General features: G+C 47.3%; 14 protein-coding genes, 1 pseudogene and 1 riboswitch. Of the genes and pseudogenes, 11 read left to right on the forward strand and 4 right to left on the reverse strand.

The annotated features are described in order from the left end of the window. Positions 1–59 precede the first annotated feature (59 nt). The 4 genes from ABXS70_RS07700 (at position 60) to sigF (ending at position 2,953) form a co-directional block, all read left to right on the forward strand. Positions 60–1,235: a D-alanyl-D-alanine carboxypeptidase family protein gene (locus tag ABXS70_RS07700; RefSeq protein WP_342551760.1), complete on the forward strand. Its 1,176-nt coding sequence runs from the start codon at positions 60–62 to the stop codon at positions 1,233–1,235. 142 nt (positions 1,236–1,377) lie between these two features. Continuing rightward, on the forward strand, positions 1,378–1,731 hold the full coding sequence (spoIIAA, locus tag ABXS70_RS07705; protein WP_342551759.1) for an anti-sigma F factor antagonist: 354 nt from the start codon (positions 1,378–1,380) through the stop codon (positions 1,729–1,731). After that, positions 1,728–2,183, forward strand: a complete 456-nt coding sequence (spoIIAB, locus tag ABXS70_RS07710) for an anti-sigma F factor (RefSeq protein ID WP_123062222.1) — start codon at positions 1,728–1,730, stop codon at positions 2,181–2,183. The genes spoIIAA and spoIIAB overlap by 4 nt, the downstream gene beginning before the upstream one ends. 14 nt (positions 2,184–2,197) lie before the next feature. Further along, on the forward strand, positions 2,198–2,953 hold the full coding sequence (gene sigF, locus ABXS70_RS07715; protein WP_090922432.1) for an RNA polymerase sporulation sigma factor SigF: 756 nt from the start codon (positions 2,198–2,200) through the stop codon (positions 2,951–2,953). A 133-nt stretch (positions 2,954–3,086) separates the two neighbouring features. Here sigF and ABXS70_RS07720 read toward each other — a convergent pair whose 3' ends face one another. The 4 genes from ABXS70_RS07720 to ABXS70_RS07735 all read right to left on the reverse strand — a co-directional run bounded on the left by ABXS70_RS07720 (position 3,087) and on the right by ABXS70_RS07735 (position 5,109). Continuing rightward, the gene (locus ABXS70_RS07720; RefSeq protein WP_342551757.1) at positions 3,087–3,497 is read right to left on the reverse strand and encodes a GNAT family N-acetyltransferase; all 411 of its coding nucleotides are present in this window, start codon (positions 3,495–3,497) and stop codon (positions 3,087–3,089) included. A gap of 67 nt (positions 3,498–3,564) precedes the next feature. Next, positions 3,565–4,059 (reverse strand): GNAT family N-acetyltransferase, encoded by a 495-nt coding sequence (locus tag ABXS70_RS07725; protein WP_342551756.1) that lies wholly within the window; start codon positions 4,057–4,059, stop codon positions 3,565–3,567. Between the two features lie 135 nt (positions 4,060–4,194). After that, positions 4,195–4,461, reverse strand: a complete 267-nt coding sequence (locus ABXS70_RS07730) for a CD3324 family protein (RefSeq protein ID WP_342551755.1) — start codon at positions 4,459–4,461, stop codon at positions 4,195–4,197. Positions 4,462–4,773: 312 nt separating this feature from the next. Beyond that, positions 4,774–5,109 (reverse strand): hypothetical protein, encoded by a 336-nt coding sequence (locus ABXS70_RS07735; RefSeq protein ID WP_366295112.1) that lies wholly within the window; start codon positions 5,107–5,109, stop codon positions 4,774–4,776. An 80-nt stretch (positions 5,110–5,189) separates the two neighbouring features. Between ABXS70_RS07735 and ABXS70_RS07740 the strand changes: the two genes are divergently transcribed. From ABXS70_RS07740 to ribD, 7 genes and pseudogenes are all read left to right on the forward strand, one after another. Next, positions 5,190–5,846, forward strand: coding sequence for a stage V sporulation protein AA (locus ABXS70_RS07740; protein WP_342551753.1), 657 nt, complete (start codon positions 5,190–5,192; stop codon positions 5,844–5,846). Continuing rightward, positions 5,833–6,255 carry a stage V sporulation protein AB gene (locus tag ABXS70_RS07745; RefSeq protein ID WP_342551752.1) on the forward strand — a complete coding sequence of 141 codons (423 nt, stop codon included), beginning with the start codon at positions 5,833–5,835 and terminating at the stop codon, positions 6,253–6,255. Before ABXS70_RS07740 ends, ABXS70_RS07745 begins: the two co-directional genes overlap by 14 nt. Positions 6,256–6,342: 87 nt before the next feature. After that, positions 6,343–7,951, forward strand: a pseudogene (locus ABXS70_RS07750) (spore germination protein). Between the two features lie 103 nt (positions 7,952–8,054). After that, complete coding sequence (gene lysA / locus ABXS70_RS07755; protein WP_342551751.1) at positions 8,055–9,386, forward strand: diaminopimelate decarboxylase; 1,332 nt, start codon at positions 8,055–8,057, stop codon at positions 9,384–9,386. Positions 9,387–9,660: 274 nt separating this feature from the next. Further along, positions 9,661–10,092 (forward strand): peptidylprolyl isomerase, encoded by a 432-nt coding sequence (locus ABXS70_RS07760; RefSeq protein ID WP_145331782.1) that lies wholly within the window; start codon positions 9,661–9,663, stop codon positions 10,090–10,092. A gap of 272 nt (positions 10,093–10,364) precedes the next feature. Beyond that, positions 10,365–11,690, forward strand: a complete 1,326-nt coding sequence (locus tag ABXS70_RS07765; RefSeq protein ID WP_366295117.1) for a hypothetical protein — start codon at positions 10,365–10,367, stop codon at positions 11,688–11,690. A 151-nt stretch (positions 11,691–11,841) separates the two neighbouring features. Then, positions 11,842–12,005: riboswitch (FMN riboswitch) on the forward strand. A 321-nt stretch (positions 12,006–12,326) separates the two neighbouring features. Beyond that, the gene (ribD, locus tag ABXS70_RS07770; RefSeq protein WP_342551749.1) at positions 12,327–13,430 is read left to right on the forward strand and encodes a bifunctional diaminohydroxyphosphoribosylaminopyrimidine deaminase/5-amino-6-(5-phosphoribosylamino)uracil reductase RibD; all 1,104 of its coding nucleotides are present in this window, start codon (positions 12,327–12,329) and stop codon (positions 13,428–13,430) included. Positions 13,431–13,517: the final 87 nt, after the last annotated feature.

Raw genomic sequence — 13,517 nt, forward strand, 5'->3', positions numbered from 1 at the left:
ATGGTTAGCAGTACATGCGAGGACTAACCACCGAGCTATTCATTTGAGGAGGGAACCTAGTGAAAAAAAGAATACTGGCATCGTTCATGACCGTTTGTATGCTGCTGCCCCTGCTGTCATCATCTGCTTTGGCGGAAGAATCACCAAAGGCTGCTGGCGGAACGGACCTGGCTCCATCGGCTCGTTCAGCCATTCTGATGGATGCGGATACGGGAACCGTAATATATGAGAAAAACAGTCATGATCAGCTGCCACCAGCGAGCATTACTAAAATTATGACGATGCTGCTTACCATGGAAGCGATTGGTTCGGGTAAGCTCAAGTTAACGGATAAGGTAAGAACCAGTGAGTATGCAGCTTCAATGGGCGGGTCACAGATCTTTCTGGAGCCTGGTGAAGAAATGACGGTGGATGATATGTTGAAAGGCATCGCGATGGCCTCCGGCAATGATGCATCGGTAGCTATGGCCGAGAAGCTTGGCGGCTCGGAAGAAGCCTTTGTACAGATGATGAATGAGCGTGCACAGGAGCTGGGCATGAAGGATACACGTTTTGCCAACGCGAACGGTCTGCCAGTAGATAATCATTATTCCTCTGCGCATGATATCGCGGTGATGAGCCGCGAACTATTGAAACATCAAGGCATTACGAAGTACACGGGCGCCTATCAGGACTACCTGCGTAAAGATTCCGACAAGCCATTTTGGCTCGTGAATACGAACAAGCTCGTGCGTTTTTACCAGGGAGCAGATGGGTTGAAAACGGGGTATACGTCCGAAGCAAAATTCTGTCTGTCGGCTACCGCGTCCAAGGATGGGCTGCGTGTCGTTGCGGTTGTCCTGGGTGAACCCAATACGAAAACTCGCAACAGCGAAGTATCCTCGATGTTTGATTATGCTTTTGGTCAATATACGATGAAGGCTCTTTATAAAGCAGGAGATCTGCTGGGCAGTCTGAAGATTGAAAAAGGCGACGTCGCTGAGCTGCCGCTGAATGCGGCCCAAAACTACAGTGTTTTGATGCGCAAAGGGGCCAAGTCCACAGATATTCGCCATGAATTAATTGTAGCCAAAGAACTGAAAGCTCCGGTCAAGGCTGGACAGAGCGTTGGCAAGCTCGTCGTTTATCAAGGTAACGAAGTGATTAAAGAATTCGACATTCAGGCTCCACAGGACGTGAATAAAGCAGGCTGGTGGAAGCTGTTCAAGCGGACAACCTCCAATTTGTTCGATTAAGCGGCAGGATGCGCCTTTCTCCTGGTGACTGGAACAATTTTTGTAGTTAAATAGGAGTTTTCTTCTAGTTTTGTCGGGGGGCAGGAAAAGCTTTTGGCAGCGTAGAAATCCTTGTTCAAGACAGGGAGGAGAGTGGGCAAACGTGAACTTGAATGTGGACATGGAGCATCACCGCGGGATTTTGATTGTGCGATTATCCGGGGAACTGGATCATCATACAGCTGACATGGTACGAATGCAGATGGATGAAGCGATTCAGCGCAGACAATGCGAGCATCTGGTGCTGAGTTTGAAAGACCTGCAGTTTATGGACAGTTCAGGACTAGGTGTTATTTTGGGAAGATACAAGTTGATCAAAAATAAAGGCGGCAAAATGGTCGTCTGCGATGTGAATCCGCCGGTTTACCGTTTGCTGGAAATGTCGGGATTGTTCAAGATCATGCCGATATACGAAAATGAGGGAACTGCTCTCTCAGGTCTGGAGGTCGTCTCATGAATGAAGGAACAGGGACAAATTTCATGAATCTGCAATTTGCGGCCAAGTCGGAGAATGAATCGTTTGCACGGGTGACTGTTGCGGCGTTTATCTCTCAGCTTGATCCAACGATGGACGAGCTCAGTGATCTGAAAACGGTCGTCTCCGAAGCGGTGACCAATAGTATCATCCACGGATACAATAACAATCCGGAAGGTGTCGTGACCATTCAGGCTGAGATTCGTGACGATATGATCACGATTATTGTAGAGGATCGCGGTGAAGGCATCGAGGATCTTGATCTGGCCAAACAGCCGCTGTATACGTCCAAACCCGAACTTGAGCGGTCGGGCATGGGCTTTACGATCATGGAAAATTTTATGGATGAATTCGAAGTCAGCAGTGAGCCCGGCAGAGGCACCTCCATCAAGATGAAAAAAAGGATTGAATCCAAGAAAGCATTGTATAATTAGGGGTTGGTGTTCTTATGGATGCTGAAGTGAAACCATCTTCACAGACCTATTTGGACGATGCCGAGGTCAAACGGCTGATTGCGCTCAGTCAGTCGGGTGACCATGAATCACGGGATACGCTGGTGAACTGCAACATCAGACTCGTCTGGTCCGTCGTGCAGCGTTTTATGAACAGGGGATATGAACCGGAGGATCTGTTCCAGATTGGTTGTATCGGCCTGCTCAAGTCAGTGGACAAGTTCGATCTCAGTTATGACGTAAAGTTCTCGACGTATGCGGTACCGATGATTATTGGTGAGATTCAGCGTTTTCTGCGGGATGACGGGACCTTGAAGGTCAGTCGTTCGCTGAAAGAAATGGCCAATAAAGTTCGCAAGAAGAGGGACGAACTGTCCAAACATCTGGATCGACTGCCCACAATTAAGGAAGTTGCTGCTGAACTTGGGGTTACCCCGGAGGAAGTGGTATTCGCCCAGGAGGCTAACAAACCGCCAACCTCCATTCATGAGACGGTATTCGAGAATGATGGTGATCCCATTACTCTGATGGATCAGATCGCGGATGAGTCTCAGGAGAAGTGGTTTGACAAGCTGGCGCTGAATGAAGCAATCGGCGGCCTGAGTGAACGGGAGCGGCTTATCGTGTACCTGAGGTATTACAGGGATCAGACTCAATCCGAAGTGGCAAGCAGGCTGGGGATATCCCAGGTGCAGGTCTCACGGTTGGAGAAAAAAATACTGCAATCGATTCGCGATCAAATCGCGCAGTGATTCAGGATTGATTCAGGGCTGATTTTATCCACCGGTTTGGGTGTTGATTCATCTTATTACGACAACTAACAACCTCAATTCGCGTTTTTTAGCGATGAGGTTATTTGTCGTTTTAATATTTGTTTGGAGAATGTTACTTGAGTTTCTTGGTGAGTATGATTTCTAAAGGTTCGTCCTCAAGAATCAAACACCCTGAATCTCGATAGCCTAATTTCCTATAAAAATGCTGCGCCCCTTCATTTGCTAATGTAGACGTCATGACCAAAGGAAAACCCTGCTTCTTCATTTCATTTTCCCAAAAAAGAACTGCCTTCGTACCCATTCCTTCATTTCGATGTACATCTTCAATCCAGAGCATATTCATAAAAGGTGTGTTGTCCCAAAAAAAGCTGTACCGAATCCATCCAATATGGTTCTGCTCTTCATCCTGGATGATAAAGATCTCATCAGCCAAAATTTTCGGTAGGATCAGATTTTCTAAAATATGGTGGTCCTGCCCTTTAATATATTCGTAGTGTGATTGATCTGCCGTAATGATCTTCATGATGGTGGCTCCTTCGTTCTTGAATTCTAAAATTCTGAAAAATATCTCAGTTGTTAAATGTTTATTTTCAAACTTTAAAGTATTGATAGATGAGGGTTAGATTGTCATCTTTCTCCTCTTGTTCGTAAAAATCGATATCGAATGATGTGTATACATTTTTCCAAAATTGAATTGCAGGGATGTTGTTTATAACTTGACCAACAGCATATCTCCCAGGTAAATGTTCGAACAACGCTTTACATGCAGTCCTGCCTAAACCCTGCCGGCGATATTTTTTCACGATGAAAAATGAATTCAAAACATAATCAGCAAATTCCTGATTAGAAAACGGGCCGCTTTGAATTAAAATGAAACCTATAATTTTTTGATCGTGCAGGCGTATAAAGTACGGTGTTAATCCTTCCTTTTCAAAGAACCAATCCAGTATATCAAATTCGAATAGACCATTTTGGGGATTCATCTCTATGTCTTGAATAAATTCGGACAAATCATGAAGGAACAACGTCATTAGATTTTTGAGAATATGTTGATCTGGTTGTTCAGCTTTTGTAATTAGAATCACAAGCCGCCCCTCCTATAAAGTGATTTCTTCAAGGTTAGCAAAGGCGCATCTTAAAAAATATATAAAAAATAATTAGAAAAGTTTGCTGCACACAAAAAATCACACCATAGAAATATGATGTGATTTTGATATACCTTACTTTTTTGAATAGATAATTTTTTTGATGCTGTCCCTGGAAAGACAATATTCATCAGAGAGTGCAGCAATCGTTAAACCATCGGAATATTGTTGACGTATTGTCTCATTTCTTTGGCTTAAATATGTGCGGCTTCCCGAATTTTCTCCCCACTTCTTTCTGCGGCCTTCAGGTATTGGAATGTAAACCATACTGCCTTGAATATATTTCTGTATTTCTATTAATAATTCTTCCGGTAAAATGACATCGGCGTTTACATATTTCATGATCGCTCTGCTCCTTAAAATATAAAATTTAAGGTTGCAAAGCCTATCCTATAAACCATTACCGAAGTTGATATTGAGACGGTTATTACCTCAGCTCCATGCAAACAACCGTCGTTGTTTATAGATCAAGACTTTGCATGGAGCATGCGGGACGTTTACTCATCATCCGGGACCTCACTTTCAAAAAAGCTTCATAAAAATAACTTTCGAGAATTGTTCCGCGGTTTCCTGCACGTACAGTAATTTTAGGGAGCAGCAGGGAAGCAGGCCAGCGGAGGGATGGAATCGGTAAAAGGAGCGAAGCGAGCGCGTTTATCCCGGGATTTCCTCCTTGAAAAGGAGAGAACGAGAAATCCGGGGATAACCAGCGTCCGGCACCGATCCATCCCGGGAGCGTCTGGCGCCCCCTCCATTATTTTGCTTCCACGAGTATGCTTCCAGCCTCTTCCCCTGCCCGCCGCCCGCAAGTGTCTTCCATTTCTTTTGGAATACGAGGGAGGCAGGCCAGCGGAGGGATGGAATCGGTAAAAGGAGCGAAGCGAGCGCGTTTATCCCGGGATTTCCTCCTTGAAAAGGAGAGAACGAGAAATCCGGGGATAACCAGCGTCCGGCACCGATCCATCCCGGGAGCGTCTGGCGCCCCCTCATCACTCTTTCCAACTTAAATGTAATAAATTTGCACATTCTTCAAATACTAATCTAAATTACGCAGTAAAGGAGTGCTTTGGATGTCCCAGACACCCACTCCAACGGTCTACGTTCGCATGCGCAGTCGCATCCGCATTCAGAGAGGGCGAGCGGTTAAACTGCGGAGTATTGCCCATGTACTGGCCTCATCCGAGGAAGAGGAGGACAGGCTGCTGGAGCTGGAACTGCTGCGCCCCGGACCGGAGGACGGCAACCTGATTCTCATTGACATTCTACAGATTATTCCCCAAATACGGCAGCTGCTGCCGGATGTGAACGTAGAGCTGATGGGATCGGGACATACATTAGTTGAAGTGATGGCAGGTAATGGCCGGCCTTCGAAATCGCTGTTTATTTTGGTATGGCTGCTGCTGTTTTTTGGCTCGGCTCTGACCATTATGAATTTTCATGCCGACGTAAACATGCAGGAGGTTCAGATTCGTATCGTGGAGATGCTGACGGGAGAACGGGATGAGCATCCGTACCTGTTTCAGCTCGCCTATTCTCTCGGCATTGGCTTTGGTATGGCCGTTTTTTTCAATCATCTGTTTAAGAAAAAATGGAATGAAGAACCTACACCGCTTGAGGTGGAGATGTTCCTGTATCAGCAAAATGTAGACCAGTTTGTCGTCATCGAAGAGACCGAACGTATGCATGAGCAGCATCGCAGGGAGCTGAACAACGATGAGCGTGCTTAACGGAGCGATCAGCATTGTGCTTGGCATTGCAGGTGGCATTGCAGTGGGGAGTGGTGTCATAGCGCTTATTCTGGTGCTGGACATGATTCCAAGGCTGGCCCAAGTGACGCAATCCTATGATAAAACTCATTGGTACGAGGGGGCGCTCATCGGAGGTTCGTTACTGGGAACGGTAGCGGATTTCTGGCATTGGAAGATGCATGGGGTCATGCTGTTAAGTCCCATTGTGGGACTGTTCTGCGGTGTATTTATCGGTCTGCTGGCTGCAGCGCTGACGGAAGTGTTAAATGTGCTGCCCGTACTGGCGAAAAGGCTGGGGATGAGATCGTACTTGTTTGGACTGCTGCTCGCGATGATCCTGGGCAAAATGACAGGTTCGTTGTTCGACTTTTTAATATACCAGCGGTAAAGCGGCACGACAGGTTAAAGGAGGATGGACATGGACGAACATACGGAGCGCACGGGTCTTGACCATGAAGGCGGTATTACGGAAGACATGATGCATAAGTCGGCTTACGAGATCCAGAAGGAAGAAGAGAAGAGAGCATATCAGAAAAAGAAACAAAACGAGATGTCCGACAGCATTGAGGAATCTGTGCAGTATTGGCAGCAGAACGATGACATCTCCCCGCGCATGAGTGAAAACAAAAACACACTCAAGCAGGTGCTCGGTCTAGGTGAATCCTTTGATGTGGACATGAGGGAGATGGTACTGGGCGGCAAACATGTTGGATTGCCTGCTCACGGGTTTTGCCAAAGATGAGATTTTGCTTGAAGTGTTAAAAAGGTTAACCTACCTTTCACCCGATCAGATATCGGAGCACGCACTGAAGTCCTATTTTGAATGTTATATCCCCCATATCCAGGTGGAACGGGTAGAAAGGATGAGCGCTGTCATCAACAAGGTACTAACCGGGATGAGCGCTATGTTTGTGGAAGGAGATCGCTCTGTTCTCATTATGGATACCCGGAGTTATCCGGTCCGATCGCCTGAGGAGCCGTCGCTTGAACGTGTGGTTCGCGGATCACGGGATGGCTTTACTGAAACGTTGCTGACCAATGTAACGCTGGTGCGCCGCAGAATACGTGACCCTGGACTGAAATTTGAAATCATGCAGGTAGGGCGGAGAACACAAACCGATGTATGTGTTGTATATATTGATGATATTGTTGATAAGGTGCAGGTTGATTCGGTACGCGAAAAAATACTGCGGATTGATATCGACGGCATACCGGCTGCCGACAAGCAGCTGGAAGAGGCGATTATCAACAAAGGATGGAATCCGTTCCCGCTGGTTCGGTATTCGGAACGTCCTGACGTTACGGCTTCCCACCTGCTGGAAGGTCGCGTCGTTATTTTTGTAGATACATCCCCCAGCGTGATGATCCTGCCCACAACCTTTTTTGATCTATGTGAGCATGCAGAGGAGAACAGACAAACCGCTCTTATGGGAACCTATCTGCGATGGGTACGTTTTGCAGGTATTCTGATCTCTCTGTTTCTACTCCCGCTGTGGATGCTTATGGTCATTGAACCTTCCCTTAAACCGATCGGACTTGATTTTATTGGTCCTCAGGAAAATGTGAAATTACCGATTATCGTGCAGTTTCTCCTCATCGAACTGGGTGTAGATCTATTACGGATGGCAGCCGTGCATACACCGACACCGCTCGCTTCGGCCATGGGTTTGATCGCGGCAATTCTGGTTGGAGATATTGCGGTAAAGACAGGTTATTTTGTCAATGAAGTTGTGCTCTATATGGCCATTGCGGCGATTGGAATGTTTGCCACACCGAGTTACGAGTTAGGGCTTGCGAATCGACTGGTCAGGCTGCTGCTGCTTATTGCGGTTGCAATATTTAAAGTGCCAGGCTTGGTGGTTGGAACAACACTTCTCATTATAGCGATGACGATTCATCGTTCATACAACTCGTCCTACCTGTGGCCATTTATACCGTTTAATGCAAAGGCATTTGGCAGCTTTTTGTTCAGAGTTCCATTGCTTGTTAGCAAGAAACGTCCATCGTTCAACAAAACGCGTGACAACACGAAGATGTCGGATGATCCGGATGGCGAATTGCAAAAAAGTAAAAAACACAAATGATGTGCCGAAAAATCCATTCATCTCCCGTCTTAATTTGATATACTGGTGTAAAATCAATGGAATAGTAACTGTTCCAGTATACAAAAAGTGAGGAATGCAGACGATGTATTTACACGGTACAAGTAGAATAAATGAGCAGGGTCATCTGGAAATTGGTGGAGTAGACGTTACGGATATGAAAGAACAATTCGGAACTCCGCTCTACGTTGTGGACGAGCAGCTGGTTCGTGAGCGCTGCAGGGAGTACATGGAAGCATTCCGCGCTTCAGGCTTGGGTTTCCAGGTTGCGTATGCGAGCAAAGCATTCTGTGTTATGGCGATGTGTGCACTTGCAGCAGAGGAAGGTCTTTCCCTGGATGTTGTATCCGATGGAGAACTGTTCACGGCACTGCAGGCGGGTTTCCCGGCTGAACGCATTCATTTCCACGGCAACAATAAAACGCTCGAAGAAATCGAAATGGCGCTTGACGCTGAAATTGGATGCTTCGTAGTAGACAACTTTAACGAGCTGCACCTGCTCCAAGCTGTCGCAGCGGACAAAAATCGTAAAGTAAACATCCTCCTGCGTGTAACGCCAGGGGTTGAGGCGCATACGCATGAATATATTTCGACAGGACAAACGGACTCCAAGTTCGGTTTTGATATCGGCAACGGTACAGCATTTGAAGCGATTGAACTTGCATCCAAACAATCCAACCTGGTATTGCTTGGTGTGCATTCTCACATTGGTTCCCAAATCTTTGAGGTTGAAGGGTTCCAGATGGCGGTACAGCGGGTCGCAGAGTTTGCAGCAAGTGTATATGAGCGTCTGAACGTGGCGTTCAAAGTGGTGAACCTTGGCGGAGGATTCGGAATCCGTTATATCGACGGAGATACACCGCTTGAGGTTGCACAGTACGTGAAGGCGATTACGGATGCGGTGAAAAACCATTTTGCCCAAATCGGTTATGCTGTACCTGAAATCTGGGTTGAGCCAGGCCGCAGTATCGTGGGTGAGGCCGGTACAACATTGTATACGGTTGGCACAAGCAAAGACATTCCAGGCGTGCGTAAATATGTAGCGGTAGATGGTGGTATGACGGATAATCCACGTCCAGCACTGTATGAGTCCAAGTATGAAGCTGTACTGGCCAACCGTGCAAATGAAGCGGCAGTAGAGACGGTCTCTGTCGCTGGAAAATGCTGCGAGAGCGGGGACATGTTGATCTGGGATCTGGACCTGCCTAAAGTGGAAAGTGGAGACCTGCTTGCTGTAGCCTGCACAGGCGCATATAACTACTCTATGGCGAGCAATTACAACCGGATTCGTCGTCCAGCGGTTGTATTTGTCAAAGATGGCCAAGGAGATGTTGTCGTACGCCGCGAGTCCTACCAGGACATTATTCAAAATGACCTCGTTCCAGCACGTATTGGCAAACAACCGGTTACTCGTTAATTCATCAAGCTGAGTCACGGAATAGCAAGACTCGATTTTACTGATTGTAGAGGACGGAGGGGCATATCCTTTCCGTCCTTTGCTGTGCCTATTGCGTATCTGTACGGCATGTAGGTATCCAACCAAAAAGAACAGAAAATCAAAAAAAGCTGTTCTTTCTTTTGCGATTCGGCTCTTTTCGGTGTAAACTAAGAAAAGTGCTGTAATGCTTGACCTCAAGTTAAGTGCTGCGTCACAATTAACCCTGCTCAAAATTGAAAGGAGTCATTTACATATGGCGAAACAAGCAAAAATTAAATTGGCAAACGGCGGAGAAGTATTGATTGACCTGTTCGATCAAGAAGCTCCGAACACAGTAGCAAATTTTGAAAAGCTGGCAAACTCCGGTTTCTACAACGGTCTGGTGTTCCACCGTGTTATCCCGGGCTTCGTAGCTCAAGGCGGATGCCCTAGCGGAACAGGTACCGGTGGTCCTGGTTACACAATTAACTGTGAGATTAACCCGAACAAACATGAGCGTGGAACGCTCGCAATGGCACACGCAGGCCGCAATACGGGCGGAAGCCAGTTCTACATCTGCTACCAACCGCAGCCGCATCTGGATGGACAGCATACCGTGTTTGGTAAAGTAAGCAAAGGTATGGAGTTTGTTGATGCATTTGAAGGCCGCGACAAAATGGAAACTGTTGAAGTAGTAGAAGTTTAATTTCAACTGAAGCTGGTCAACCGCATCAAGTTAACCCCTGGTACATTCCTATTACGGAAGTACCAGGGGTTTTGTGCATTGTACGACTTTTTTGCATAATTGCCTTGCGATGTGTTACCAAAAATAAGCTTAAAGGAACTGGCGGGATGAGTTGAACGTAGGTTATTCTAGCTAGGAACATATTGTTGAAACCGAATACATGAGGTTTGACAGCCTACTGGATATACTGAGCTTACATGTTTTCAGAACTACTGTGAAAGGATGTTGTTACTTTGACTTTAGATGTTGTACAGCAGCTTAAATTACTTCAAAACATTTATAGTGAGAGCACGATTTGGGACGAGGAGCTGCGTGCTTCAAGACACAATGTGCCAGAGGACGTATCGGCGGAACAATTACAGGCACTAGAGTCTGCTGGTCATGAGCCTAATCACTTTGTAAGACCGCAGCATGAGGAGACGATCCGAGAACTGAGAACATTGTCTGAGCGTTGGACACTTCAGGAGACTGCTCAGGCTTTTGTGGCTTCTCTATGGTCAGCGCCAATGATCTGGCGTTCACTTCTTACAGGAAAACTGATCGCAGCCAGCATACCTGATCATAAATATAGACCGTATCCTTCCAGTCATAAGTGCCAGATCTGTGGTTTGGATGTGAATGACGGAGTAGACACATCGCTTCAGTGGTACTGGCGGATGACAAACGGCACACCGCTGGATGGAGACATATTTGGACATGTACTTGCTCTAAGAGAGATGGCCGCTTCGGAAGAGCTTCCTGTACCGAATGAATATGATCGCTGGACGCTGCGCGCCGTGTTAACGGTGCTGCGCAATTTGCCGCCTAAGACCCGTTACAGCAAGGCTGCGGATGCGCTCAAAAAAGAACAACTTCTGCCTACCAAAAAGGTATATGTTTACCGCGACCTGCTTGAAACGCTGGCGCTGGTCGGCATTCTGGACACGCCAGAGCAGCCCGGCATGATTACGGCTTTCACTTCGTATGCCGAACGCGACAAGAGGCCCAATACCCGCGTTGAGGTTCAAGCTCCACTGGCATGGTGGGATTCATCTATCGGAATAAACGAGGATAATCTGTCCCGAATTTTCAGTGGCTTCGACTGCAGCGATGTATCACTTGAGGACAAACCCGAACCCAATCCTCCAGCGATTGACACCGTTGTTGGCGCGTTCGAGAGCAGACGAAGTGTGCGTGCCAAAGCGAAGGTGCCGAAAAAATCTCCCGATGCTGGTACAGGTGAAGTGCAGCCTGGAGACGTATATGCAGTAAAAGCACTTAGTGGCTCTTGGGTTACTGTATACTGTCACGAAGTGAAGGACAAACGTGCCATTGTCGAATATCTGGATGGCGTATTCACCGATATGCCGGGAAAAGAAGACCTTATTCTGACTGTTCGTCCAAGGTCGGATGAGCGCTGGCAGTGCTCGGCCATCGGCATGGACTCGACCAGTTGGGTTAGAAGAGTAGCCCGGGATATGCCAGCTCCTGCTGCTTCCCAGCCCAAACCTGAGAGTGTTCCGTTCCACGCTGCAAAGGATTTGAGGCACATGGCAAGCTGGTGTTTTCCAGACTTGTAAGTGTGCTTGTAGGGAATTGTAGAAGTCCGGGTCTCGCTTGAGACGCGGATTTTGCTGTTTTATGCTTATTAAAAGTTAGTATGTGACAAAAAGAAACAAAAATAAATTGATTTTTTGGCACTAAAGTGCTAACATCCAATTAATAACGAAAGCGATCCTTCAGGGCAGGGTGTAATTCCCTACCGGCGGTGATGCATCATGTTATGGATTACAGTTCCATTACATGGCAAAGTCCGTGACCTGTCTGCCTCGGCAGATGGCTGATCTGGTGTAATTCCAGAACCGACAGTATAGTCTGGATGGGAGAAGGAGAGAGTGTATGCCTAGCAGGCTGCACTCCGCAGGAGTGATGCTGCACAGCCGTCAGCAATAGACGTGACGCTGCGCGGGGAAGGCTTGTCTCTAACAAGTTTTTCTGAACATACTATCGTCTTATAGAACTCTTTACCTGAATTTTGTATTCAACAAGGTATGTGTTTGTTTTCACTTGCCTGAAAATGCAGTTTGGGTCAAGCGGCGGTATGTTGTACACGTTTCCTCCTGTAGATGACAGTTGTCTCTCATCATCCCCACCCGGAACGGAATGTTCGGTGGGGATTTTTTAGTTCAAGATTATAACCGTGGGGTGAACAATATATGGAAATGATCAATGATGAATTTTATATGGCGTTAGCACTGGATATGGCAGAACGGTCACAAGGACAGACTGGAATTAATCCTGTCGTGGGATGTGTCGTAGTTAAGGATGGAAGAGTGGTTGGCCTGGGCAGCCATCTGAAGAGAGGCACAGGGCATGCGGAAGTGCATGCTCTTAATATGGCAGGAAGTGATGCAGAAGGCAGTACAGTATACGTAACACTTGAACCCTGCAGTCACTATGGCAAAACGCCACCCTGCAGCGAACGATTGATACACGAGAAGGTCAAACGGGTGGTGGTCTGTTGTGAAGATCCGAATCCACAGGTGTCTGGCACAGGCATCAGTATGCTTCGACAACAAGGTATCGAGGTTGAAGTGGGTGTCTTGCGCGAACGCGGCAGACGCATGAATGAAAAGTTTATCAAGTTTATTACAACAGGCCTGCCTTTTGTCACTCTCAAAACAGCATCTACGCTGGATGGCAAAATTGCTACACGCAGCGGGGACAGCAAATGGATCTCCAACGAGCCGGCACGTGAGATCGTACATGCGCTCCGCCACCGTCATCAAGGCATCATGGTGGGGGTAGATACGGTTATCGCGGATAATCCAGAGCTGACAACTCGTCTGCAGGTCGAGGGTATCAGCCCGGTAAGAATTGTTGTGGATTCCAAGCTGCGTCTGCCCGTAGGTTCCAAAATGGTCAAGGATGGACTTGCACCAACTTGGGTGCTTACGACAGATGAGGCCAGCCAGGAAGCCGCAGAGCGTCTTGAAGCTTACGGGGTAGAAGTTATTCGCTGCGGACCAGGGCCGCGTGTCGACTTGCTTCATGGACTGAGTAAGTTGGGAGAACGGGAGATTGGCTCCATTCTGCTGGAAGGCGGCGGTACATTAAACGGTGCAATGCTGGAGGCGCGGCTTGTGGATCGGCTGCTTATGTTTATCGCTCCGAAGATTGTGGGCGGATATGATACTCCTGGCAGCTTCCGTTTTGAAGGTGTAGAGCGTATGAGCCAGGCCATACAATTGCATCAGCTGGAAATCGAGCAAGTTGGAGATAATATCAGCATTGGCGGAATTCCTGTTTGGCCGGAATAATCGACTGGACGGGACAACTCGAGGATGCAGCATCATATTAATAAAGAAGACTTATTGTATACATCGTTTTGGATAGGGAGGCGGCAG

This window comes from Paenibacillus sp. AN1007 (assembly GCF_040702995.1).
Taxonomy (GTDB): Bacteria; Bacillota; Bacilli; order Paenibacillales; family Paenibacillaceae; genus Paenibacillus.